The sequence below is a fragment of the Halomonas sp. LES1 genome (genome assembly GCF_031846005.1).
Taxonomy (GTDB): Bacteria; Pseudomonadota; Gammaproteobacteria; order Pseudomonadales; family Halomonadaceae; genus Halomonas.
The window spans coordinates 239,880-264,211 of record NZ_JAVRGC010000003.1 but is presented as its reverse complement, the minus strand read 5'-3'; the positions used below and the strand labels follow the sequence as shown (position 1 = coordinate 264,211).

The window sequence follows — 24,332 nt, the reverse complement described above, 5'->3', positions numbered from 1 at the left end:
ACCATGACCCAGACCCCTTCCGGCCCGCACACCCTCGAGGTGGCGCTGGGCAGTCGCAGCTACCCCATTCATATCGGTCCCGGCCTGCTCGCCGAGCCCGGTGTCCTGGCCCCCTGGCTGGCCGGTCATCAGGTGATGATCGTCACCAACGAGACGGTGGCGCCACTCTATCTCGAGCGCTGTCGCGACGCCCTGCCCGAGGGTGTGGAGGTGCGCGAGCTGGTGCTGCCGGATGGCGAGGCTACCAAGAACCTCGAGCATGTCTCGCGCATCTGGGATGCGCTGCTCGAGGCGGGCTTCAACCGGCGCTGCACCCTGGTGGCCCTGGGCGGAGGGGTGATCGGTGATATGGTGGGCTTCGCCGCGGCCTGCTATCAGCGTGGCGTGGCCTTTATTCAGGTGCCGACCACCCTGCTGGCCCAGGTGGACTCGTCGGTGGGTGGCAAGACCGGAGTCAACCATCCATTGGGCAAGAACATGGTCGGTGCCTTCTGGCAGCCGCGAGGGGTGCTGATCGATACCGATACCCTGGACACCCTGCCGCCCCGCGAGCTTTCCGCCGGTCTGGCCGAGGTGATCAAGTATGGCCTGATTCGTGATGCGGACTTCCTCGCCTGGCTGGAGCGGGAGCTGCCCGCCTTGCGCGAGCTGGATCCGGACGCCCTGGCCGGCGCCATCCAGCGCAGCTGTGCGCTCAAGGCGGAGATCGTCGCCGAGGATGAGACCGAGCAGGGGGTGCGGGCGCTGCTCAACCTTGGGCATACCTTCGGTCACGCCATCGAGGCGCATCAGGGCTATGGCGATTGGCTGCACGGCGAAGCGGTGGGTGCCGGGATGCTGATGGCCGCTGAGCTTTCGGCGCGACTGGGCTGGCTCTCGGAGCGTGATGTCGAACGGTTGCGGGTGATTCTGCGGGTGGCGGGGGTGCCGCTGGATGCCCCGACCGGGATGGGCGCCGATGACTTCCTGTCACGCATGCGTCTCGACAAGAAGAACGTCGACAGTCGCCTGCGCCTGGTGCTGCTGCGTGCCATGGGCGATGCCTGTGTGTATGACGCCACCCCGGAAGCGCTCCTGGTGGAGGTGCTGGAGCAGTTCCCTCGCGGCTGACCTCGTTTTTCTCTATTGTTCGGTACCTCTTTTTGATCGGAACGCCCGCGCAACCTTGGTGCGGGCGTTCCTCGTCTATGCTGCTGAGTAGGCGGCTCCGGAGGAGGCGGTAGCCATTGATCGGCATGGAGTATGCGCTATTGGCATGGGCGATATGGCTCTTTTTAGCCAAAAGTCTAATGCGGGGCTCGTTTCGTTTGTTTTCCGTTTATGGTGATTGCAAGTGACTGAGCGGTGGGGTTTTTTTTAGCGAGCCTGAAAGGCAACCCACGGATTTGTCGGTGATTTTTGGGTAGGGAGGAGTCGCCGGTATTGCGCTGCAGTGTGGCGGCTGGCTATTCTGGGCGCACCTTTTCCGCGCAGTTCGGTGCGAGGCACTCGTCTGGCATCATAAGAGAAAAACCCTTGAATATAGCATGGGGTTGCTGCGAGAAAAACCCATTTCATCGAGGCGCGCCTATGAACAGCGGTCTATATCAGCCCGGCGAGTTCCGCGACAACTGCGGGTTCGGCCTGATCGCCCATATGGAGGGGCGTGCCAGCCATGAGCTGCTGCGCACCGCCATTGAATCCCTCACCTGCATGACGCATCGCGGTGGTATTGCCGCCGACGGCAAGACCGGCGACGGTTGCGGCCTGCTGCTGCAGTTGCCCGACACCTTCATGCGTGAAGTGGCCGAGGAGGCGCTGGGCGCCACCCTGGGCGAGCGTTATGCGGTGGGTGTGGTGTTCCTGCCCGACGACGACGCCCGTGCCGCTCGGGCCGCCGAGGTGCTCGAGGGTGAACTGCGCGCCCGCGGCCTGGTGATTCGTGGCTGGCGTGAGGTGCCGGTGGATGCTTCGGTGTGTGGCCCCATGGCACTGGAGTGTCTGCCGCGTATTCGCCATCTGTTCGTGGAGCCAGGCAGAAACGGCAGCGCCGAGCGTTTCGAGGTCGACCTGTTCATGGCTCGCCGCCTGGCCGAGCAGTCGCTGCGCCAGGAGGAGGCGTTCTATGTCAGCTCGCTCTCCGAGAGGGTGATCTCCTACAAGGGCCTGGTGATGCCGGTGGACCTGCCGGCCTTCTATCGGGACCTGGATGACGAGCGCCTGGAGACCGCCATCTGCGTCTTCCATCAGCGCTTCTCCACCAATACCGCGCCACGCTGGCCGCTGGCGCAGCCGTTTCGCCTGCTGGCCCATAACGGCGAGATCAATACCATCGAGGCCAATCGCGGCTGGGCCAATTCGCGCAAGGAGAATTTCGTCTGCGAGCGGCTTCCCGACATTGCCGAGCTCGACGAGATCGTCAACACCGTGGGCTCCGACTCCTCGAGCATGGACAACATGCTCGAGGTGCTGCTGATGGGGGGCATGGGGCTGCACCGTGCGGTGCGCATGATGGTGCCGCCGGCCTGGCAGAACGTCGAGCTGATGGATCCCGAGCTGCGCGCCTTCTATGAATACAATTCCATGCATGTGGAGCCCTGGGATGGCCCCGCCGGCGTGGTGATGACCGACGGGCGTCAGGCACTCTGCATGCTCGACCGCAACGGCCTGAGGCCGGCGCGCTGGGTGATCACCAAGAACGGCTTTATCACCCTGGCCTCGGAGATCGGCACCTACGACTATGCGCCGGAGGACGTGGTGGCCAAGGGGCGCGTGGGGCCGGGGCAGGTGCTGGCCGTGGACACCGTGACCGGCGAGGTGCTGCATACCGAGGATATCGATGCCCGGCTGAAGTCGGCCTATCCCTACAAGCGCTGGCTCAAGGAAGAGGCGCAATATCTGGAGTCGTCGCTCACCGAGCTGGCCAGCTTCCATAACATGGATGCCGATGGCCTGTCCGTGGCCCAGAAGATGTTCCAGGTCAGTTTCGAGGAACGGGACCTCCTGTTGCGTCCGCTGGGCGAGAGCGGCCAGGAGGCGGTAGGCTCCATGGGTGACGATACCCCCATGGCGGTGCTTTCCGCCAGGCCGCGCCTGCTCAGCGACTATTTTCGCCAGAAGTTCGCTCAGGTCACCAATCCGGCCATCGACCCGCTGCGCGAGGCGATCGTGATGTCGCTGGAGACCTGTATCGGTGCCGAGCGCAACGTCTTCAAGGCGACCCCCGAGCATGCCCATCGCATCATCCTGACGACGCCAATCCTCTCGCCGCGCAAGTTCACCGCCCTGGTGGAGCAGGAGGATGCGGCCTATGCCAGCCATCGGCTGCGCATGGCCTATGACCCCGAGCGCCACGGCCTGCAGGCCGCCCTGGGTGAGCTGTGCCGTCAGGCCACGGAGGCGGTCAAGGCCGGCAAGGTGATCCTGGTGCTTACCGATGCCGGCCTCGAGAAGGGCGAGCTGCCGATCCATGCGGCCCTGGCCGTTGGTGCCGTGCACCACCATCTGGGGCGGCTGTCGCTGCGCCCGCGCTGCAACATCGTGGTAGAGACCGGGTATGCCCGCGACGCCCATCAGATGGCGGTGCTGTTCGGGGTGGGGGCCACCGCCGTCTTCCCCTGGCTCGCCTACCAGGTAATGGCCGACATGCACCGCACCGGTGAGCTGGTCGGTAACCCCGCCGATGCCCGTGAGAACTACCGCAAGGGTTTGCAGAAGGGGCTGTTCAAGATTCTCTCCAAGATGGGGATCTCGACCCTCGCCTCCTATCGCGGCTCCCAGCTGTTCGAGGCGGTTGGCCTCGACGATGAGGTGATGGCGCTATGCTTTCCGGGCATGGCCTCGCGCATTCGGGGCGCCGGTTTTGCCGAGCTGCAGCTCCAGCAGGAGCTGCTTGCCCGCGATGCCTGGGTTCCGCGCAAGGGCATCAGCCAGGGGGGGCAGTTCAGGTATGTGCACGGTCACGAATATCACGCCTTCAATCCCGACGTGGTCAAGTCACTTCAGGAGGCGGTGCAGGAGGGGAGTTACGCCAAGTGGAAGCGCTTCGCCGCACTGGTCAACGAGCGCTCTCCTGCCACTCTGCGCGACCTGCTCAGGCTGAAGCCGGTGGCCGAGCCGCTGCCGCTCTCAGAGGTCGAGCCGGTCGAGGCACTGCTGCCGCGTTTCGACAGCGCCGGCATGTCGCTGGGGGCGCTCTCGCCCGAAGCCCACGAGGCGTTGGCCCAGGCCATGAACGAGTCCGGCGGGCGCTCCAACTCCGGCGAGGGGGGCGAGGATCCGGCGCGCTACGGCACGATTCGTTCCTCCAAGATCAAGCAGATCGCTTCGGGGCGTTTCGGCGTCACCCCGGCCTACCTGGTCAACGCCGAGGTGCTGCAGATCAAGGTGGCCCAGGGCGCCAAGCCCGGCGAGGGCGGCCAGCTGCCTGGCGGCAAGGTCAACGAACTGATCGCACGGCTGCGTTATGCGGTGCCCGGGGTGACCCTGATCTCGCCCCCGCCGCATCACGATATCTACTCGATCGAGGACCTGGCGCAGCTGATATTCGACCTCAAGCAGGTCAACCCCGATGCCCAGGTATCGGTGAAGCTGGTTTCCGAGCCCGGTATCGGCACCATCGCCACGGGGGTTGCCAAGGCCTATGCCGACCTGATCACGGTCTCGGGCTATGACGGCGGGACGGCGGCGAGCCCGATTACCTCCATCAAGCACGCCGGCTCCCCCTGGGAGCTGGGGCTGCCCGAGGTGCATCAGGCGCTGCGTATCAACGGCCTGCGCGACAAGATTCGCCTGCAGACCGACGGCGGCCTCAAGACCGGCCTCGATGTGGTGAAGGCGGCGATCCTCGGTGCCGAGAGCTTCGGGTTCGGTACCGCGCCCATGGTGGCGCTGGGTTGCAAGTACCTGCGTATCTGTCATCTCAACAACTGCGCCACCGGCGTTGCCACCCAGGACGACTATCTGCGTGACGAGCACTTCCGCGGCACCGTGGACATGGTCAAGCACTACTTCCGCTTTATCGCCGAGGAGGTGCGCGAGCTGATGGCCATGCTGGGCGTGGCCAGGCTCACCGACCTGATCGGTCGTACCGATCTTCTCGAGGTGATCGAGGGCGCGACCGCCTCCCAGCGCAAGCTGGATCTGACACCGCTGCTTGGCAACGATCATGTGCCGGCGGATGCGCCGCAGTTCTGCAAGGTGAGTCGCAACGTGCCTCACGACCCGGGTGCCAAGAACCAGGAGGTATTGACGGCACTGGAGGAGGCCATCGAGCAGGGCAGTGGTGGCGAGTTCACCTTCACCATTACCAACTGCGATCGCAGCGTGGGGGCGCTTGCCTCGGGGGTGATCGCCAAGCGCTACGGCGAGGCGGGCCTCGCCGAGGCACCGGTCACCGCACGCTTTACCGGGGTGGCGGGCCAGAGCTTCGGCGTATGGAATGCCCGTGGACTCAACCTCTATCTGGAAGGCGATGCCAACGACTACGTCGGCAAGGGCATGAACGGTGGCAAGGTGGTGATCACACCGCCTCGTGGCAGTCGCTTCGAGAGCCACAGGACGGCCATCATCGGCAATACCTGCCTGTATGGTGCTACCGGCGGCAAGTTGTTTGCGGCGGGCACCGCCGGTGAACGCTTCGCCGTGCGCAACTCCGGTGTCCATGCGGTGGTCGAGGGGGTCGGCGACCACGGCTGTGAATACATGACCGGCGGACTGGTGGCCGTGCTCGGCGAGAGCGGGGACAACTTCGGCGCCGGCATGACCGGTGGCTTCGCCTATGTGCTCGACGAGGACCGCAGCTTCGTCGACAAGGTCAACCATGAGCTGGTGGAGATTCACCGAATCAATACCGAGGCCATGGAAGCCCACCGGCGCCACCTGCGCGAGGTCATCGAGGAGTTTGTCACCGAGACCGGTTCGGCCCGCGGTCGCGCCATTCTCGAGGACTTCAGCGACTTTGTCCGCAACTTCTGGCTGGTGAAGCCCAAGGCGGCGAGCCTGAAGAGCCTGTTGGCCCAGTCCCGGCGTCAGCCGGAATAAGAGGCGGCGTCAGCCGGAGTAGAGAGCCGGCATCAGCCTTCACCGTCAGGGTGACCAGTGCCCGCCGAGCCAAGAGCGCGTCGGGCGGCCGACAGGAATTCCAGGAGTAGAACGCATGGCTAACCGTTTGAGCAACGACTTCCAGTTCATCGAGGTGGGTCGACAGGACCCGGACAAGAAGGATGCCCGTACCCGCTCGCGGGAGTTTGCCGAGATCTATGAGCCCTTCAGGCCCCAGGAGGCGGCGGGTCAGTCGCATCGCTGCCTGCACTGTGGCAACCCCTATTGCGAGTGGAAGTGCCCGGTGCACAACTACATACCGAACTGGCTGCAGCTGGTCAGCGAGGGCAACATCCTCGAGGCGGTCGAACTCTGTCACAAGACCAACTCGCTGCCCGAGGTGTGCGGCCGGGTGTGCCCTCAGGATCGTCTCTGCGAGGGGGTCTGTACCCTCAATGACGGCTTCGGTGCCGTGACCATCGGCTCGGTCGAGAAGTACATCACCGACACCGCCTTCGCCATGGGCTGGCGCCCGGACCTGTCTCGGGTCACCTGGACCGACCGCAGGGTGGCGGTGATCGGTGCGGGTCCCGCGGGGCTGGGGTGCGCCGATATCCTGGTGCGCAACGGCGTCAAGCCGGTGGTGTTCGATCGCAACCCGGAGATCGGTGGCCTGCTGACCTTCGGCATCCCCGAGTTCAAGCTCGAGAAGAACGTCATGGAGCGTCGGCGTGCGGTGTTCGAGGAGATGGGGGTCGAGTTCCGCCTGGGGGTCGAGATCGGCCGCGATATCACCATCGACACCCTGCTCGAGGAGTACGATGCGCTGTTTTTGGGCATGGGGACCTACAAGTCCATGCAGGGGGGCTTCCCCGGCGAGAACCTGCCCGGCGTTCACAAGGCGCTCGACTTTCTGATCGCCAACGTCAATCACTGCCTGGGCTTCGAGAAGGATCCTGGCGAGTACATCAGCTTCAAGGGGCAGCGGGTGGTGGTGCTGGGTGGCGGCGACACCGCCATGGACTGCAATCGCACCTCGGTTCGACAGGGCGCCACCAGCGTCACCTGCGCCTACCGCCGTGACGAGGAGAATATGCCTGGCTCACGCAAGGAGGTGGCCAACGCCCGGGAAGAGGGCGTTGAGTTCCTGTTCAATCGCCAGCCCGTCGCCGTGGTGGGCGAAGGGAAGGTCGAGGGGGTCAAGGTGGTGCGCACCCGCATGGGCGAACCGGATGAGAACGGCCGCCGCCGCCCCGAGGTGGTGCCGGGCTCCGAGGAGGTGATTCCCGCCGATGCCGTGGTCATCGCCTTCGGCTTTCAGCCCGACCCGCCGGCCTGGCTCACCGAGACCGGCGTGGAGGTCGATGAACGAGACCGGGTCAAGGCCGCGGAGCAGGGCGAGTTCGCCTTCCGGACCACCCACGAGAAGATCTTCGCCGGCGGCGATATGGTGCGCGGCTCCGACCTGGTGGTCACCGCCATCCACGAGGGGCGCCAGGCCGCCGAGGGCATCCTGGACTACCTGGGGGTGTAAGCATGGGGAGAGATCAGTAGGAGGGCAGCTCCGCTGCGTGACTGGCGCCGGCAGGCGCCCGCTGGTGCCGTCGTCATGGAGTTAGCGCCGGGAGGCCTGTGGCCTTGAGTCGCGAGGCAGACTCTCCCACCTGCAATGGCTCAGTCTGCCGCGTCTTCAGGTCGGGCAGGGCGTCGTCCAAAATTGAGCCAAAGGTAGTATTCTGCTAATCTGTCATCCCATCCTGGCGCGGCTTCCTGCCGTGCCTACCGATCACGCTTCGACAGGTTCCTCATGACACGATACATCTTCGTGACCGGCGGCGTTGTGTCCTCTTTGGGCAAGGGCATCGCGTCGGCCTCGCTTGCGGCGATTCTCGAGGCCCGCGGCCTCAAGGTCACCATGCTCAAGCTCGACCCGTATATCAACGTGGATCCGGGCACCATGAGCCCCTTCCAGCACGGCGAGGTGTTCGTTACCGAGGATGGTGCCGAGACCGATCTCGACCTGGGCCACTATGAGCGCTTCATCCGCACCAAGATGACCCAGGGCAACAACTTCACCACCGGGCGCGTCTACGAGCACGTGCTGCGCAAGGAGCGCCGCGGCGACTACCTGGGCGGTACCGTGCAGGTGATTCCGCACATCACCGACGAGATCAAGCGTCGCGTCTATGAAGGCGGCGAGGGTTTCGACGTGGCGCTGGTGGAGATCGGTGGCACCGTGGGCGATATCGAGTCTCTGCCCTTCCTCGAGGCGACCCGTCAGGTCCGGAGCGAGCTCGGTGCGAGCCGCGCGATCTTTATGCACCTTACGTTAGTGCCTTATATAAAAACGGCGGGGGAAACCAAGACCAAGCCGACCCAGCACAGCGTCAAGGAGCTGCGCTCCATCGGTATCCAGCCGGATATCCTGATCTGCCGCAGCGAGGTGGAGCTCGAGGAGAGCGAGCGTCGCAAGATCGCCCTGTTCACCAATGTGGAGGAGCGCGCGGTCATCCCCCTGCAGGACGCCGATACCATCTACCGTATCCCGTTGATGCTCCACGAGCAGGGGCTCGACGAGATCGTCTGCGACAAGCTCCGCCTGACGGCCGACGAGGCCGACCTGGGCGAGTGGGTGCATGTACTCGATGCCAAGCTCAACCCGCTCAAATCGATCAATATCGCCATGGTCGGCAAGTACATGGAGCTGCTCGATGCCTACAAGTCGCTCAACGAGGCGCTGATCCACGCCGGTATCCAGACCCGCGTGAAGGTCAATGTCGACTATATCGACTCCGAGGATATCGAGCGCCACGGCACCGAACGTCTGGCCGGCAAGGATGCGATCCTGGTGCCTGGCGGCTTCGGTGAGCGTGGTGTGGAGGGCAAGATCGCCACGGCGCGCTATGCCCGTGAGAGCGGCATTCCCTACCTCGGCATCTGCCTCGGCATGCAGGTGGCGGTGATCGAGTTTGCCCGCAACGTCGCCGGCTGGGAGGACGCCAACTCCACCGAGTTCACCCACGACACCCAGCACCCGGTAGTTGGCCTGATCACCGAGTGGTTGAGCCCCGAGGGCAAGATCGAGCTGCGAGATGCGGCCTCTGATCTGGGCGGTACCATGCGCCTTGGCGGCCAGGTCTGCCAGCTCAAGGCCGGCAGCAAGGCTCGAGAGGCCTATGCCGCCGATGAGATCGTCGAGCGTCACCGTCACCGCTTCGAGGTCAACGAGCAGTTCGTCGAGCAGCTCGAGCAGGCGGGCCTGGTCGTCTCGGGCAAGAGTGTGGACAACTCCCTGGTCGAGGTGGTCGAGCTTCCCGATCACCCCTGGTACGTGGCCTGCCAGTTCCACCCGGAATTCACCTCCACCCCCCGTGACGGTCACCCGCTGTTCACCGGCTTCGTCAACGCGGCGCTGGAGCACAAGACAGCACGCGGCCGCGCCCAGTCCTCCTACCAGGAGTGAGTCGGATGAGTGCTCCCGAAAGAACCATCGAGATTGCCGGCCTGAAGGCCGGCAATTCATTGCCGCTGATGCTGTTTGGCGGCATGAACGTGCTGGAGTCCCGCGAGCTTGCCCTGGAGGTGGCCGCGGCCTATGTCGAGGTAACCGACAGGCTCGGCATGCCCTATGTGTTCAAGGCCAGCTTCGACAAGGCCAACCGCAGCTCCATCCACTCCTTCCGTGGCCCCGGCCTGGAGAAGGGGGTCGAGATCCTGGCCGAGGTGAAAGAGCGCTTCGGCGTGCCGATCATCACCGATGTTCACGAGCCCTGGCAGGCCGAGCCGGTGGCCGAAGTGGCCGATGTGATCCAGCTACCGGCCTTCCTGGCCCGCCAGACCGATCTGGTGGTGGCGATGGCCAGGACCGGGGCGGTGATCAATATCAAGAAGCCCCAGTTCCTGGCGCCCCACGAGATGCGTCATATCGTCCGCAAGTGCGAGGAGGCCGGCAATGACCGGGTGATCCTCTGCGAGCGAGGCTCGAGCTTCGGCTACAACAACCTGGTGGTCGACATGCTCGGCTTCGGCGAGATGAAGCAGAGCGGCCTGCCACTGTTCTTCGATGTGACCCACTCGCTGCAGCGCCCGGGGGGGCGCGCCGACAGTGCCGATGGCCGCCGGGCACAGGTGGCGGAGCTGGCGCGTGCCGGTGTCGCCGTGGGGCTGGCCGGTCTCTTCCTGGAGGCCCATCCGGACCCCGATAACGCCAAGTGCGATGGCCCTTGCGCCTTGCCGCTGGACCGGCTCGAGCCGTTCCTGACCCAGCTCAAGGCCCTCGATGACCTGGTGAAGGGCTTCGCGCCGCTCGAAATCTCATAACTCTCCAACGCTGACACGACTGAGGAAGATTCGCATGACCAAGATCGTCGATATTCGTGCCCTCGAGGTACTCGACTCCCGCGGCAACCCCACCGTCCAGGCCGAAGTGCGCCTTGAAAGCGGTGCCGTGGGTGTGGCCTGTGCCCCCAGCGGTGCCTCTACCGGCTCCCGCGAGGCCCTCGAACTGCGCGACGGCGACAAGGCCCGTTACCTCGGCAAGGGCGTGCTGAAGGCCGTCGAGGCCGTCAATGGCGACATTCGTGCCAGGCTCGTCGGCATGGATGCGCGTGATCAGCGTGGCCTCGACGACGCCATGCTGGCGCTCGATGACACCGACAACAAGGCCAAGCTTGGCGCCAACGCCATCCTGGCCGTGTCGCTGGCCGCCGCCAGGGCGGCAGCCAACGCCAAGGGCGTGCCACTCTATGCCCATATCGCAGAGCTCTATGGTCAGCCGGGCCGGTACACCATGCCGGTGCCGATGATGAATATCCTCAATGGTGGAGAGCATGCCGACAACAACGTCGACATCCAGGAGTTCATGGTGCAGCCGGTGGGGGCCCCGAGCTTCCGCGAAGGCCTGCGCATGGGTGCCGAGATCTTCCATGCATTGAAGAAGGTGCTGTCGTCGCGTGGCCTGTCCACCTCGGTCGGTGACGAGGGCGGTTTCGCGCCCAACCTGGCGTCCAACGCCGAGGCGCTGGCGGTGATCAAGCAGGCGGTGGAAGACGCCGGCTACAAGCTTGGCAGCGATGTGACCCTGGCGCTGGACTGCGCCTCCTCCGAATTCTTCAAGGATGGCCAGTACGACCTCTCCGGCGAGGGCAAGCAGTATGATGCCGCGGGCTTCGCCGATTACCTGGCCGGCCTGTGCGATGAGTATCCCATCGTCTCCATCGAGGATGGCATGGATGAGTCCGACTGGGAGGGCTGGAAGGCGCTGACCGACAAGCTCGGCGACCGGGTGCAGCTGGTGGGGGATGATCTCTTCGTGACCAATACCCGCATCCTCAAGCGTGGAATCGACGAGCAGATTGGCAACTCCATCCTGATCAAGTTCAACCAGATCGGTTCCCTCTCCGAGACTCTGGATGCCATTCGCATGGCCCAGGATGCCGGTTTCACCGCGGTGATCTCCCATCGCAGCGGCGAGACCGAGGACACCACCATCGCCGACCTGGCCGTGGGTACCTGCGCCGGCCAGATCAAGACCGGCTCGCTGTGTCGCTCCGATCGTGTCGCCAAGTACAACCGACTGCTGGTCATCGAGAGTGAGCTGGGCGACGGGGCGACCTACCCCGGGCTGTCGGCCGTCAAGGGGCAGTAATGGTGTGTAGGAGATTGCTGACAAGGTGGTGTCGTGATTGACGCCATTCGAGTGTGGAGGCCGGCACCCAGGGTGCCGGCCTTTTTTTTATCTTGTTGAAAATAAAAAGATAAGCTTCCTTTCTGCATGACGGTCGAGCGTGCAGGAGATAGAGGTCTCGCCGTGTGTGTCAGATTGTGCCGTGGCGCAATTCTGAGACAATCAGCCACGCAGCACAGGGGGCTCATGGGATGTAGCCTCGGCAGGATGCAATGGGATGTAGTCAGGTGATGCGCTCGGTACGGCAGGATGTTGTTTCCGGGCAGGGATGTCATCACGGGAATCTGGGCGAAAGGAATCGCTCGTGGAACGGCTTGGAGCTGGCGGCCCCTGGGCCGCCTTTTTCTTGCGTGGTGTTCTCGTTGTCTCGCCACTCGCCGGCTAGATACAGCAGCGCCGACCGCCTTGTGACGGTCGGCGCTGCTGTATCCGGTGTCTCGCTGATCGCTTCCTGCCGAGCGAAATCACGGCAGGAAGCGAGTGTTGCTCAGCGCTCCAGCTGCTCCAGCTTGCCCGGCTTGCCATCCCACTCCTCGGCGTCGGGCAGCGGGTCCTTCTTCTCGCTGATATTGGGCCATACCTCGGCCAGCTCGGCATTGAGCTCGATGAACGCCTCCTGGCCGTCGGGTAGCTCATCCTCCGAGAAGATCGCCTCGGCGGGACACTCCGGCTCGCACAGGGCGCAGTCGATGCACTCGTCGGGGTGAATCACCAGGAAGTTGGGGCCCTCGTAGAAGCAGTCCACCGGACACACCTCGACGCAGTCTGTGTATTTGCACTTGATGCAGTTCTCGGTGACGACGAATGTCATGCCGCTTTTCCCTCCCTCATGGCCTGGCTCGCGCTGTCGTGGCGGGTCCCGACCTATGTAAATATTAAAAAGTAATAAAAACCAGGTCTCTTATTCTAAGGAGTCCGGGGATTCGTCCATTCTAGTCGCCGCTGCCTGACCGTCGCAAGCAAAGGTCCAGACGATACGGAGGTGGCACCCCGGCGTTCGATAGCGCCGCCGGCATCGGCGAGGACCTCATCGTGTCTCGCGCCAGCGGTAGAGCATCTCGAGCGCCTGGCGTGGCGTCAGGTCATCGAGGGCAAGCCCGTCGAGCTCTTCGACCATCGGGTGTGGCGGGCTGGCGAAGAGGTCGCTCTGCAGCGGTGTCGGGGTATCGTCAGCGCCAGCCAGTCGAGTCCGACTGCCCTGGTCGACCTCCTGCTGCTCGAGCTGGGCAAGCTTCTCTCGAGCCCGGGCGATCACCCCCTGGGGGACACCGGCCAGCTGAGCCACCTGCAGGCCGTAGCTCTGACTGGCGGGGCCTTCCTCAACCCGGTGCATGAAGACGATGCCATCCCTGTGTTCCGCCGCGGTCAGGTGCACGTTGGCCACCCCCTCGGCCTGCTCGGCCAGGGCGGTCATCTCGAAATAGTGGGTGGCGAACAGTGTAAAGGCTCGGGTGCGGGTCAGGTGCTCGGCGCTGGCCCAGGCCAGGGAGAGGCCGTCGAAGGTGCTGGTGCCGCGGCCGATCTCATCCATCAGCACCAGGCTGTGATCGGTGGCGTTGTGCAGGATGCTGGCGGTTTCGGTCATCTCCACCATAAAGGTGGAGCGGCCGCCGGCCAGGTCGTCCGATGAACCGATGCGGGTGAAGATGCGGTCCACCGGGCCGATCTCGGCCGCGCTGGCAGGCACGAAACTGCCGGTATGGGCGAGCAGCACGATCAGCGCGGCCTGGCGCATATAGGTCGACTTGCCGCCCATGTTGGGGCCGGTGATCACCAGCATGCGGCGATCCTCTCCCATGATCAGGTCATTGGGCACGAAGGGAGCGTCGCTGACCCGCTCCACCACCGGGTGACGGCCGCCATGAATGGCGATGCCCGGGGCCTCGGCAAGGCGTGGGCGCACGAACTCCAGGGCATGGGCGCGCTCGGCGAAGGCGCACAGCACATCAAGCGTCGCCAGGGCCCGGGCACTGGTCTGAAGGGCCTCGAGTTCGCTGTTCAGGGTCTCGAGCAACCCCTCGTAGAGCAGTTTCTCGCGTGCCAGGGCGCGGGACTTCGCCGACAGGGCCTTGTCCTCGAACTCCTTGAGCTCGGGGATGATAAAGCGCTCGGCATTCTTCAGGGTCTGGCGACGGATATAGTCCGCCGGGGCCTCCTTGGCTTGTGCCCTGGGGATCTCGATGAAATAGCCGTGCACTCGGTTGTAGCCGACCTTGAGGCCGGGGAGGCCGGTGCGCTCGCGCTCCCGGGTCTCCAGTTTCACCAGGTAATCGCCGGCGTGTTCGGCGAGTCCGCGATGCTCGTCGAGCTCGGCATCGAAGCCCTCGGCGATCACCCCGCCGTCGCGGATCACCACCGGGGGGTTCTCCACCAGAGCACGATTCAGGGTGTCGGCGAGCTCGGGGTAGGGGCGGATATGGCGCTTCAGCTCGTCCAGGGTGGAGCCCTCGGGGAAGTCGGCGAGCCGGGCCTCGAGGTCGGGCAGGGCATTGAAGGCGTCACGTAGCCGGGCCAGATCACGCGGGCGGGCGCTGAAGAGGGCCACCCGGGCCAGGATGCGCTCCACATCGCCGATCGCCTTTAGCGAGTCGCCGAGTGCCACGAAGCCATCCGCCTCCAGCAGCAGCGTCACGGCGGACTGGCGAGCCTGGACGTGCTCGCGGTCACGCAGTGGACGGTTGAGCCAGCGCTTGAGCAGGCGTGAGCCCATGGCGGTGGCGGTGGTGTCGAGCACGCTGGCCAGGGTGTTGTCGCCGCTGCCGGCCAGGTTGGTGTCGATCTCCAGGTTGCGACGGCTGGCGGCGTCGATGACCACGGCGTCGTCGCGGCTCTCCACGCCGATGGCGGTGACATGGGGCAGGCGCGAGCGTTGGGTATCCCGGGCGTACTCCACCAGCACGCCGGCGGCGGTGATGGCGGCGGAGAGGTGCGCGCAGCCGAAGCCACGTAGATCCTGGACGCCGAACTGGTCGCAGAGCAGGCGGGTCGCGCTCTCCGGGTCGAACAACCAGTCGCTCTGGCGACGCAGCCCCCGACGCCCCTCCAGGGCCGGCGGCAGATTCAGGCCCTCGGCCACCAGCAGTTCGGCCGGGTCGAGGCGCTGGAGCTCGGCGAGCAGTTCGCTCTCACCCTCCACCTCCAGCACGCTGAAGCGACCACTGGAGAGCTCCAGCCAGGCCAGGCCGATACGCTCGGCGGTGACATGCACGGCCACCAGCAGGTTGTCGCGGCGAGCATCGAGCAGCGCCTCGTCATACAGGGTGCCGGGGGTGACGATGCGTACCACGCGACGCTCTACCGGCCCCTTGCTGGTGGCGGGGTCGCCGATCTGCTCGCAGATCGCCACCGATTCGCCGGCGGCCACCAGACGCGCCAGGTAGCCCTCGGCGCTATGGTAGGGGATCCCGGCCATGGGAATCGGCTGGCCGGCGGACTGGCCGCGCTGGGTCAGGGTAATGTCGAGCAGTGCCGCGGCGCGCCTGGCATCGTCGAAGAAGAGCTCGTAGAAGTCACCCATGCGATAGAAGAGCAGCACCTCGGGATGCTCGCGCTTGATCTTCAGGTACTGGGCCATCATCGGCGTATGCTGGGTGCTGGCCTGGGACATGGCGATTGCTGGGCTCCTGGTCTTGTAGATGGTCTCGTTGAGCGGTCGGCAGAGACGCACACGGAGTGGCGGTGCCTGCAACCCCGCGGCAAAGGCAGTATTCTACGCAGATGGCCTCGCCTCGTCAGGCTTGCCTTCGATCCACCGAGCAGGAGTCTTCAGCATGTCCCACTCAGCCGCGAGCCTTGCCAATCTCGACCTCGCCACCCTGGCCGAGCGCCTGGGTCGACTGTGTCGCGAAAAGGGGGTCACCCTCACCTGTGCCGAGTCCTGCACCGGTGGTGGCGTGGCCAGCGTGGTCACCTCGGTCGCCGGCAGCTCCGACTACTTCGAGACCGGCTATGTGACCTACTCCAATGCCGCCAAGGTCCGTCTTCTCGGGGTGCCCGAGGCGCTGCTCGACCAGCACGGTGCCGTGAGCCGTGAGACGGTGGCGGCGATGGTGACGGGAGCCTGCCGTGACAGCGGTGCCGATCTCGGCGTGGCGGTCAGTGGCGTGGCCGGGCCGGGCGGTGGCAGCGCCGACAAGCCGGTAGGTACCGTATGGCTGGCCTGGGGCGATGGCGAGGGGGCCGAGGCCGAATGCTACCGCTATCCTGGCGATCGCCGAGCCGTTCGCGAGCAGGCGGTGCGCGAGGCGCTGGTCGGCGTGGTGCAACGCCTCGAGGAGCGCTGAATCCAGGGGCGCCCGGGAAAACTTTCGCTGGCCGAGCGCGCCATTTTTCCCCATAATACTGTTCAATCATCCAGTATAAAGAGACCCAGATTGAGGAGATCCGTGATGGCTCAGGAAGACAATCGCTCCAAGGCGCTGGACGCCGCCCTATCCCAGATCGACCGCCAGTTCGGCAAGGGGACCGTGATGCGCCTGGGCGATGCGCCGCGGGTGGTGATGCCCTCGGTCTCCACCGGCTCGCTGGGCCTGGATATCGCGCTGGGCATCGGCGGTCTGCCGCTGGGTCGGGTTGTCGAGATCTTCGGCCCGGAGTCCTCGGGCAAGACCACCCTGACGCTCTCGGTGATCGCCCAGGCACAGAAGCAGGGCAAGACCTGCGCCTTTATCGACGCCGAGCACGCCCTTGACCCCAGCTATGCCGAAAAGCTGGGCGTCAACCTGGATGACCTGCTGGTTTCCCAGCCCGATACCGGCGAGCAGGCCCTTGAAATCTGCGACATGCTGGTGCGCTCCGGTGGTGTCGACGTGATCATCATCGACTCGGTGGCGGCGCTGACCCCGCGCGCCGAGATCGAGGGCGAGATGGGCGACTCCCATGTCGGTCTGCAGGCGCGCCTGATGTCCCAGGCGCTGCGCAAGATCACCGGCAATATCAAGAACGCCAACTGCATGGTGGTGTTCATCAACCAGATCCGCATGAAGATCGGCGTGATGTTCGGTAGCCCCGAGACCACCACCGGCGGCAATGCGCTCAAGTTCTACTCCAGTGTGCGTCTGGATATCCGGCGTACCGGCTCGGTCAAGCAGGGCGACGAGGTGACCGGCAACGAGACTCGGGTCAAGGTGGTCAAGAACAAGGTGGCGCCCCCGTTCCGCCAGGCCGAGTTCCAGATCCTCTATGGCAAGGGGATCTACCATGCCGGAGAGGTGGTCGATCTCGGCGTGCAGTGCAAGCTGGTCGACAAGGCCGGTGCCTGGTACAGCTACCAGGGCAACAAGATTGGCCAGGGCAAGGCCAATGCCGCCCAGTTCCTCGAGGATAACCCGGCGGTGATGGAGGAGATCGAGAGCCAGATTCGTGCTCAACTGCTTGCCACGGCAGAGCCCGCCAAGGAGGAGGGCGATGAGGTCGCCTTGCCGGCCGATGGCGATCAGGGCAGCGATCGGCTGTAAGCCATGTTCGAGCGCAGCGTTGGTGACTCCACGCCTCGAGACGATGCGCTCCGCCTGCTGGCTCGCCGCGAACACTCTCGCGCCGAGCTGGCAGAGCGGTTGGCGGCCAGGGGGCATGCGCCGGCAGACATCGACGAGTGTCTCGACCAGCTTGCCGCGCAGGGGTTGCAGTCGGACACCCGTTTCGCCGAGAGCTTCCTGCGTTCGCGCCTCTTCCGTGGGCAGGGCCCCGTGAAGATCCGTCTGGAGATGGAGCGTCGAGGCCTCGGCCCGGAGGAGGTGCGAGAGGCCTTCGCGGCGGGTGAGGTGGACTGGCAGGCCCTGGCCTGTGAGACGCTCTCACGGCGCTTCCCCGGTCCCGGTGACTCCCCCCGGGAGCGCGCCCGCCGCGAGCGCTTTCTGGCGGGACGCGGCTTCGACTTCGACCAGGTGCGCCACGCCCTGGCACACGCCTGGAGCGCCGACCCTGACGATGCCTAGCTCAGGCTCGCTGTGCACCCGCTCCTTCGCCGCCGACGCGGCTGCCCCTTCAGTCCCTTGACGACTGCGCTATAATGACCCCCTTTGCGAACGCCCCGGGTGGCATCCCGTGGTAGTGCGATGTGCCCCGTTCAGGCACATCGCGGTGCCCGTCTCGAGCCAGCGTCGCCCGCCGGGTCCTCCCGTTCATCGCCACGGATACCCCATGAAAAGCGCAGACATCAGACAGGCCTTTCTGAGTTACTTCGAGGCGCACGGCCACAGCGTCGTGCCTTCCAGCTCTCTGGTTCCCGGCAACGACCCGACCCTGCTGTTCACCAATGCGGGCATGGTGCCCTTCAAGGACGTCTTCCTGGGTCGCGATCCGCGCCCCTATGTGCGCGCGACATCCTCCCAGCGCTGTGTGCGTGCCGGGGGCAAGCACAACGATCTCGATAACGTCGGCTATACCGCTCGCCATCACACCTTCTTCGAGATGCTGGGCAACTTCAGCTTCGGCGACTACTTCAAGCGCGATGCCATCCGCTTCGCCTGGGAGTTCCTGACCGAGACTCTGGGGCTGCCGAAGGAGAAGCTGTGGGTCACGGTGCACGTCAGCGATGACGAGGCCGAGCGCATCTGGAAGGAGGAGGTCGGCATCGACCCTGAGCGCTTCTCCAGGCTCGATGAGGACAACTTCTGGCAGATGGGTGACACCGGCCCCTGTGGGCCGAGCTCCGAGATCTTCTTCGATCACGGTCCCGAGGTGTGGGGTGGCCCTCCCGGTAGCCCCGAGGAGGATGGCGATCGCTATATCGAGATCTGGAACCTGGTGTTCATGCAGTTCGACCGCGATGCCGAGGGCAACATGCACCCGCTGCCCAAGCCCTCCATCGATACCGGCATGGGGCTGGAGCGCATCGCCGCGGTGATGCAGGGAGTGCACTCCAACTACGAGATCGACCTGTTCCAGAACCTGCTGGCGGCGGCGGCGCGACATACCGGGCATGCGGATACCCGCAACCCCTCGCTGCGGGTAATCGCCGATCATATCCGCTCCTGCGCCTTCCTGATCGCCGACGGCGTGCTGCCCTCCAACGAGGGGCGGGGCTATGTGCTGCGCCGTATCATTCGGCGCGCCATCCGCCACGGCCACAAGCTGGGCGCCCAGGGCAACTTCTTCCACCGGCTGGTGGGGGCGCTGGATGCCGAGATGGGCGAGGCCTATCCCGAGCTGCGCGAGGCGCGCCCCCAGATCGAACGGGTGCTGCTCAAGGAGGAGGAGCAGTTCGCCCGCACACTGGAGCATGGCATGGGCCTGCTCGAGGAGGCGCTGGCCGGCCTCGACGGCGAGGTGCTGCCCGGCGAGACGGTATTCAAGCTGTATGACACCTATGGCTTCCCCTTCGATCTGACCGCCGATGTCTGCCGCGAGCGTGGCGTGACCCTCGATGAGGTTGGGTTCGAGCGTGCGCTTACGGCCCAGCGCGAGCGTGCCCGAGCGGCCAGCCAGTTCGGCGCCGACTATGGCGGCACCCTGGAACTGGAGGGCGAGACCGCCTTTACCGGTTACGAGCGTCTCGAGGATCACGCCACCGTCAGCGCGCTGGCCGACCGCGAGGGCAATGCCCTGGAGCGGCTCACCCCGGAGCACAAGGCGGTGGTGGTGCTGGATCGTACCCCCTTCTATGGCGAGTCCGGTGGCCAGGTGGGCGATACCGGCTATCTGCATCTCGACGGCGGTGGTCGCTTCCTGGTGGAGGATACCCAGAAGCAGGGTGATCACCATCTGCACCACGGCGTGCTGCTCGAGGGCGCGCTGGCCCTGGGGGACAGGGTGCGCCCGGTGGTGGATGCCGGCCTGCGCACCGCCACGGTGCGTAACCACTCCGCCACCCACCTGATGCACAAGGCGCTGCGCATGGTGCTGGGCGATCATGTGGCCCAGAAGGGGTCGCTGGTCACCCCGGAGCGCCTGCGCTTCGATTTCAGCCATTTCGAGCCGATGACCGCCGACCAGCTTGCCGAGGTGGAGCGCCTGGTCAACGAGCAGGTCCTGGCCAATGCCCCGACCCGCGTCGAACAGATGACCCTTGACGAGGCCAAGGCCAGGGGAGCGGCGGCACTCTTCGAGGCCAAGTACGCCGACAGCGTACGGGTGCTGACCATCGGTGCCGACGACTTCTCCATCGAGCTGTGCGGTGGCACCCATGTGGCGCGCAGCGGCGATATCGGCTGCTTCCATATCGTCAGTGAGCAGGGCATCGCCTCCGGCGTGCGCCGCATCGAGGCGATCACCGGCGAAGGGGCACTGGCCTGGTTCCATGAGCAGGAGGCCCGGCTCCACCGCATCGGCGAACGTCTCAAGGCCAAGCCCGAGCAGGTCGAGGAGCGCGTGGCGTCACTGGTGGAGCGCAATCGCGGCCTGGAGAAGGAGCTCGAGCGGCTCAAGGCCAAGCTGGCCAGCGCCGCCGGCAGCGACCTGATGGCCGAGGCGAGCGAGGTGGCCGGGGTCAAGGTCCTGGCCAGGTCCCTCGAGGGCGTCTCCGGCAAGGAGCTGCGTGGCATGCTCGACCAGCTCAAGAACAAGCTCGGTTCCGGCATCATCGTGCTGGGAGTGGGCGATGAGGCCGCCGGCAAGGTGAGCCTGATCGCCGGGGTCACCGACGACCTCACCGGTCGCATCAAGGCCGGGGAGCTGGTCAATCACGTGGCCGGCCAGGTGGGCGGCAAGGGCGGTGGGCGAGCCGATATGGCCCAGGCGGGCGGCAGCGACGTCGCTGCCCTGTCGGGGGCCCTGGAGGATGTTCCCGCCTGGGTCGAAGAGCGCCTGAAATAGGATATGACAGGGCCGGTTGCCGTGAGGCGCCGGCCCTGTTTGCAAGGAGTCACCTTTCACTCACCCGGGCGCCCGCGCCCGACGCACGAGGGAAAATTGCAGATGGCACTATACGTACAGAAATTCGGCGGTACCTCGGTGGGCTCCGTGGAGCGCATCAAGGCCGTGGCCGAGAAGGTCAAAGGCTTCCGTGACAACGGCCACCAGGTCGTGGTGGTGGTGTCGGCGATGAGTGGCGAGACCAATCGCCTGATCGGCATGGCCAACGAGATCAATGACGAGCCCACTCCACGAGAGATGGACATGCTGGTCTCCACCGGTGAGCAGGTCACCATCTCGCTGCTGGCCATGGCCCTGCACAAGCTGGGGGTGCCGGCGACCTCCTATACCGGTTCTCAGGTGGGCATCCAGACCGATAGCGCCCACACCAAGGCGCGGATCCAGCGCATCGAGACCGATGAGCTGCAGGCCGATCTGGATGATGGTCAGGTGGTCGTGGTAGCGGGCTTCCAGGGCGTCGACGAGGAGGGCAATATCACCACCCTCGGTCGCGGCGGCTCCGACACCACCGGTGTGGCCCTGGCCGCGGCGCTGAAGGCCGATGAGTGCCAGATCTATACCGATGTCGACGGTGTCTACACCACCGACCCCCGCGTCTGCAGCAAGGCCCAGCGCCTCGAGCGCATCACCGTCGAGGAGATGCTGGAGCTGGCCAGCCTCGGCTCCAAGGTGCTGCAGATTCGCGCCGTCGAATTCGCCGGCAAGTACAATGTTCCGCTGCGCGTGCTGTCCAGTTTCCAGGACGGCCCCGGCACCCTGATCGTTGCAGACTCCGACCAAGAAGAGGACTCCATGGAAGAACCGCTGATCTCCGGTATCGCCTTCACTGCCAGCGAGGCCAAGCTGACGCTGCTCAACACCCCGGACGTGCTGGGCGTGGCATCGCGCATCCTCGGGCCCATCGCCGGCGCCAATATCGAAGTCGACATGATCGTGCAGAACGTGGCCCCGGCCGGCGACTACACCGACTTTACCTTTACCGTGGCCAAGGGGGACTACAAGCAGACCCTCAAGATCCTCAACGAGCAGGTGCTGCCCGACCTGGGTGAGGGCGAGGTCAAGAGTGACGACAATATCGCCAAGGTCTCGCTGGTGGGCGTTGGCATGCGCTCCCATGCCGGTGTGGCCTCCAAGATGTTCCGCGTGCTTGCCGAGGAGAGCATCAATATCCGCATGGTCTCGACCTCCGAGATCAAGATCTCCGTGGTGATCGACGAGAAGCAGATGGAGCTCGCCGTCCGTGCCCTGCACAAGGCCTTCGGCCTCGACAAGGCCGATATCGAGAACGAGGAATAAGCCGACCCCCTCGGGGGGTAGATTACCTTCTACGCTGGTAGGGAGCCCCGCTGCATCTCGCGGTGGGGTTCCCTTCAACGGGGGCTTGGTGTTTCATGGGCCGCCGTGTTGGTCATGGAAGGCGTTCTGCCACATACTGAGACGGTGTGATGCCGTCGGCCAGCACCCCGTTGCCAGCCAGAGAACAAGTCTGAGAAGGAGATCAGCCATGCTCATCCTGACCCGCCGTGTCGGCGAGACCCTGATGATCGGTGATGACATCACCGTGACGGTGCTGGGCGTGAAGGGTAACCAGGTCCGTATCGGTGTGAATGCACCCAAGGATGTGGCAGTCCATCGCGAGGAGATCTACCAGCGCATTCAGCGTGAGAGGAGCGACGAGGAAGGCTCTGACCACGAGGTGTAGTGCGCAGGGGGCGGTTAATAAAAAAACCGCCGGGGTGCTGGACAAACCCCTTCGGAAACGGTAAGATATGCGCCGTGTCGTTAGGGAGAGGTGGCCGAGTGGCTGAAGGCGCTCCCCTGCTAAGGGAGTAAGGGGTTTATAGCCTCTTCGAGGGTTCGAATCCCTCCCTCTCCGCCATAACGATACCGTGAAGCATCAGCGCCCGTAGCTCAGCTGGATAGAGTACCTGACTACGAATCAGGTGGTCGGAGGTTCGAATCCTCCCGGGCGCGCCAGCTTTACACGCAGCAGGTGATGGCGGTCACCGTGACAACACCGCACGAAGCGCCCGTAGCTCAGCTGGATAGAGTACCTGACTACGAATCAGGTGGTCGGAGGTTCGAATCCTCCCGGGCGCGCCAGATACCGACCCGTCCTCTCGCAGGGCGGGTCTTCTGTTTTGTTTATGATGTTTTCTCGCTAGCCGGACCGGCCGTACCCACGATGGGCGCCGGCTCCGCGATCGTTTGAGGCGCCGTCGCCATTGCGACGTGCGCCTCTTTTTTTGCCTGCCTCAGCGTCTTTCTTTCCTGCAATAGTGCCTTTGTTTCCTCGGTTAATGCCTTTGTTTCCTCGGTTAATGCCTTTCTTTCCTGAGATAGTGTCTGTCTATCCTGCAGTGGCGTCAGCTTGCCCCGCCGCCGCGCCTGCCAGGCCTGGAGCAGGGTTGGCTGGCTCCGCACCGTCTGCCCGCAGCCCCTTGAGCAGCTCGTCGAGCAGGGTGAGTCGCTTGACTCGCTGGAAACGGCGAGCCGCCTCGGCGTCTGCCCGGCGCATATGATTGAGCCACTGCTTGATCAGCGAGGCCACGATGCGTTCGGGAAGGGTCTTGCGCTTGAGGGTCGCGAACTCGTGCAGGATCTCTGCGCGTGCCGCCCAGGGCGTGACTGCCAGCCGCTCACCGGTGAGGTGCCAGTGGCGAATGCGGGCCGCCAGCCAGGGATCGGCCAGGGCACCACGGCCTAGCATGACATGTCGACAGCCGGAGAGCGTGCGAGCCTTCCAGTAGTCTTCGAGAGTCCAGATATCACCGTTGGCGATCACCGGAATGGTGAGGTCGCGTCGTATGCGACCGATCCACTCCCAGTGGGCCGGTGGGCGATAGCCCTCTTCGCGGGTGCGGCCGTGCACCACCAGGTGCCGGGCGCCACCGGCCTGGGCGGCGCGGCCACAGGCCAGCGCCAGACGGCGGTCGGCGAACCCCAGGCGAATCTTGGCGGTCACCGGGATGCGGTGGCCCACCGCCTCGTGGACGGCGGCAACCGCGGCATGCACTCGCCGCGGGTCGCGCAGCAGCGAGGCGCCGCCATCATGACGATTGACGAGCTTGGCCGGGCAGCCGAAGTTGAGATCGACGCCGATGGCGCCGAGGCGCAATGCCTGGGCGGCGTTGGCGGCCAGGGCCGCGGGGTCGGAGCCGAGCAGCTGCAGCTGGACCGGTACGCCCGAGGGAGTCGTCCTGGAGGAGTGCTGAAGTTCGGGGCAGTGCTTGTAGAAGACCCGCGGCGGCAGGCGGGCATCGACCACGCGGACAAACTCGGTGACCACCCAGTCGAAGCCCGGCTGCCGGGTCAGCAGGGCTCGGGTATCGGCGTCGATGACGCCCTCCATGGGGGCCAGGCCGAGGCGCCCGGGAGTATCTTGTAGTAAATTAACAACGCTGACTTCCACCATGACCCCATTGCAATTTGTCGACAACCTGGCAGGTTATACCATTGCAGATTCTACGCAAGCCACCCAGCATGGCGTGACAGCGCCGGTGGTGGCGGACCATTCACAAGGGAGGCGCCCAATGCAGGATATGCAGCTTCTGGAGGAGGGACTTTCCCTCATGGCCCTGGGCATGGGCTTTGTTTTTGTTTTTCTTACCTTGCTGGTCATTGTGACCACCCTGATGTCGAAGTTTATCGGTCGCTTCTTCCCCGAGCCCGTGACGCCGGCGGTGCCGTCGACACGCGGCCGCGCAGCCTCACAGGCGAGTCAGGACGAGGATGTCATGGTGGCGATTTCCGCCGCGGTGCATCGCTATCGCCGCCGCCATCGTCGCTGACCCCTCCATCTCCGGTTTCT

At 65.0% G+C, this 24,332-nt stretch carries 16 protein-coding genes and 3 tRNA genes; 16 read left to right on the top strand and 3 right to left on the bottom strand.

Translation table 11 applies throughout. The features are described 5' to 3' along the window. Positions 1–3: 3 nt before the first annotated feature. The 6 genes from aroB to eno all read left to right on the top strand — a co-directional run bounded on the left by aroB (position 4) and on the right by eno (position 11,668). Entirely contained in the window at positions 4–1,110 is a 1,107-nt protein-coding gene (aroB, locus tag RM463_RS08520) for a 3-dehydroquinate synthase (RefSeq protein WP_311429756.1), read from the top strand. Positions 1,111–1,569: 459 nt separating this feature from the next. Next, positions 1,570–6,021: a glutamate synthase large subunit gene (gene gltB, locus RM463_RS08515; protein ID WP_311429755.1), complete on the top strand. Its 4,452-nt coding sequence runs from the start codon at positions 1,570–1,572 to the stop codon at positions 6,019–6,021. A gap of 115 nt (positions 6,022–6,136) precedes the next feature. Further along, the gene (locus RM463_RS08510; protein ID WP_311429754.1) at positions 6,137–7,555 is read left to right on the top strand and encodes an FAD-dependent oxidoreductase; all 1,419 of its coding nucleotides are present in this window, start codon (positions 6,137–6,139) and stop codon (positions 7,553–7,555) included. Between the two features lie 273 nt (positions 7,556–7,828). After that, a complete protein-coding gene (locus RM463_RS08505) occupies positions 7,829–9,484 on the top strand; it encodes a CTP synthase (protein ID WP_195688772.1) in 1,656 nt (551 codons plus the stop codon). Between the two features lie 5 nt (positions 9,485–9,489). Then, complete coding sequence (gene kdsA, locus RM463_RS08500) at positions 9,490–10,341, top strand: 3-deoxy-8-phosphooctulonate synthase (protein WP_311429753.1); 852 nt, start codon at positions 9,490–9,492, stop codon at positions 10,339–10,341. 34 nt (positions 10,342–10,375) lie between these two features. Beyond that, on the top strand, positions 10,376–11,668 hold the full coding sequence (eno, locus tag RM463_RS08495; protein WP_311429752.1) for a phosphopyruvate hydratase: 1,293 nt from the start codon (positions 10,376–10,378) through the stop codon (positions 11,666–11,668). Positions 11,669–12,194: 526 nt separating this feature from the next. Here the strand turns inward: eno and fdxA are convergent. Further along, complete coding sequence (fdxA, locus tag RM463_RS08490) at positions 12,195–12,518, bottom strand: ferredoxin FdxA (protein ID WP_195688775.1); 324 nt, start codon at positions 12,516–12,518, stop codon at positions 12,195–12,197. Between the two features lie 216 nt (positions 12,519–12,734). After that, complete coding sequence (gene mutS / locus RM463_RS08485) at positions 12,735–15,314, bottom strand: DNA mismatch repair protein MutS (RefSeq protein WP_311429751.1); 2,580 nt, start codon at positions 15,312–15,314, stop codon at positions 12,735–12,737. A 163-nt stretch (positions 15,315–15,477) separates the two neighbouring features. Between mutS and RM463_RS08480 the strand changes: the two genes are divergently transcribed. The 9 genes from RM463_RS08480 to RM463_RS08440 all read left to right on the top strand — a co-directional run bounded on the left by RM463_RS08480 (position 15,478) and on the right by RM463_RS08440 (position 22,624). Beyond that, positions 15,478–15,990, top strand: coding sequence for a CinA family protein (locus RM463_RS08480; protein ID WP_311429750.1), 513 nt, complete (start codon positions 15,478–15,480; stop codon positions 15,988–15,990). Between the two features lie 105 nt (positions 15,991–16,095). Further along, complete coding sequence (recA, locus tag RM463_RS08475; protein WP_299232325.1) at positions 16,096–17,163, top strand: recombinase RecA; 1,068 nt, start codon at positions 16,096–16,098, stop codon at positions 17,161–17,163. A gap of 3 nt (positions 17,164–17,166) precedes the next feature. Beyond that, positions 17,167–17,643, top strand: a complete 477-nt coding sequence (locus RM463_RS08470; protein WP_311429749.1) for a regulatory protein RecX — start codon at positions 17,167–17,169, stop codon at positions 17,641–17,643. A 205-nt stretch (positions 17,644–17,848) separates the two neighbouring features. Continuing rightward, positions 17,849–20,461: an alanine--tRNA ligase gene (alaS, locus tag RM463_RS08465; RefSeq protein WP_311429748.1), complete on the top strand. Its 2,613-nt coding sequence runs from the start codon at positions 17,849–17,851 to the stop codon at positions 20,459–20,461. A 102-nt stretch (positions 20,462–20,563) separates the two neighbouring features. Beyond that, positions 20,564–21,817 (top strand): aspartate kinase, encoded by a 1,254-nt coding sequence (locus RM463_RS08460; RefSeq protein WP_311429747.1) that lies wholly within the window; start codon positions 20,564–20,566, stop codon positions 21,815–21,817. Between the two features lie 208 nt (positions 21,818–22,025). Continuing rightward, entirely contained in the window at positions 22,026–22,223 is a 198-nt protein-coding gene (gene csrA / locus RM463_RS08455; RefSeq protein ID WP_195688915.1) for a carbon storage regulator CsrA, read from the top strand. Positions 22,224–22,307: 84 nt separating this feature from the next. Then, positions 22,308–22,400: transfer RNA gene (locus RM463_RS08450), tRNA-Ser, on the top strand. A 21-nt stretch (positions 22,401–22,421) separates the two neighbouring features. Continuing rightward, positions 22,422–22,498 (top strand) — tRNA-Arg (locus RM463_RS08445). Positions 22,499–22,547: 49 nt separating this feature from the next. Further along, a tRNA-Arg gene (locus RM463_RS08440) sits at positions 22,548–22,624 on the top strand. 247 nt (positions 22,625–22,871) lie between these two features. Here the strand turns inward: RM463_RS08440 and RM463_RS08435 are convergent. Next, on the bottom strand, positions 22,872–23,873 hold the full coding sequence (locus RM463_RS08435; protein ID WP_311429944.1) for a tRNA-dihydrouridine synthase: 1,002 nt from the start codon (positions 23,871–23,873) through the stop codon (positions 22,872–22,874). Positions 23,874–24,054: 181 nt separating this feature from the next. Between RM463_RS08435 and RM463_RS08430 the strand changes: the two genes are divergently transcribed. Beyond that, positions 24,055–24,312 (top strand): OadG family protein, encoded by a 258-nt coding sequence (locus RM463_RS08430; RefSeq protein WP_311429746.1) that lies wholly within the window; start codon positions 24,055–24,057, stop codon positions 24,310–24,312. Positions 24,313–24,332: the final 20 nt, after the last annotated feature.

What these genes read in the sequence shown, in the direction of transcription:
- RM463_RS08480 (WP_311429750.1), top strand. Translation starts at nt 15,478, where the DNA reads ATGTCCCACTCAGCCGCGAGCCTTGCCAATCTCGACCTCGCCACCCTG.
- eno (WP_311429752.1), top strand. Translation starts at nt 10,376, where the DNA reads ATGACCAAGATCGTCGATATTCGTGCCCTCGAGGTACTCGACTCCCGC.
- RM463_RS08460 (WP_311429747.1), top strand. Translation starts at nt 20,564, where the DNA reads ATGGCACTATACGTACAGAAATTCGGCGGTACCTCGGTGGGCTCCGTG.
- RM463_RS08510 (WP_311429754.1), top strand. Translation starts at nt 6,137, where the DNA reads ATGGCTAACCGTTTGAGCAACGACTTCCAGTTCATCGAGGTGGGTCGA.
- gltB (WP_311429755.1), top strand. Translation starts at nt 1,570, where the DNA reads ATGAACAGCGGTCTATATCAGCCCGGCGAGTTCCGCGACAACTGCGGG.
- recA (WP_299232325.1), top strand. Translation starts at nt 16,096, where the DNA reads ATGGCTCAGGAAGACAATCGCTCCAAGGCGCTGGACGCCGCCCTATCC.
- kdsA (WP_311429753.1), top strand. Translation starts at nt 9,490, where the DNA reads ATGAGTGCTCCCGAAAGAACCATCGAGATTGCCGGCCTGAAGGCCGGC.
- fdxA (WP_195688775.1), bottom strand. Translation starts at nt 12,518, where the DNA reads ATGACATTCGTCGTCACCGAGAACTGCATCAAGTGCAAATACACAGAC.
- aroB (WP_311429756.1), top strand. Translation starts at nt 4, where the DNA reads ATGACCCAGACCCCTTCCGGCCCGCACACCCTCGAGGTGGCGCTGGGC.
- csrA (WP_195688915.1), top strand. Translation starts at nt 22,026, where the DNA reads ATGCTCATCCTGACCCGCCGTGTCGGCGAGACCCTGATGATCGGTGAT.
- RM463_RS08430 (WP_311429746.1), top strand. Translation starts at nt 24,055, where the DNA reads ATGCAGGATATGCAGCTTCTGGAGGAGGGACTTTCCCTCATGGCCCTG.
- mutS (WP_311429751.1), bottom strand. Translation starts at nt 15,314, where the DNA reads ATGTCCCAGGCCAGCACCCAGCATACGCCGATGATGGCCCAGTACCTG.
- RM463_RS08435 (WP_311429944.1), bottom strand. Translation starts at nt 23,873, where the DNA reads ATGGAGGGCGTCATCGACGCCGATACCCGAGCCCTGCTGACCCGGCAG.
- RM463_RS08505 (WP_195688772.1), top strand. Translation starts at nt 7,829, where the DNA reads ATGACACGATACATCTTCGTGACCGGCGGCGTTGTGTCCTCTTTGGGC.
- RM463_RS08470 (WP_311429749.1), top strand. Translation starts at nt 17,167, where the DNA reads ATGTTCGAGCGCAGCGTTGGTGACTCCACGCCTCGAGACGATGCGCTC.
- alaS (WP_311429748.1), top strand. Translation starts at nt 17,849, where the DNA reads ATGAAAAGCGCAGACATCAGACAGGCCTTTCTGAGTTACTTCGAGGCG.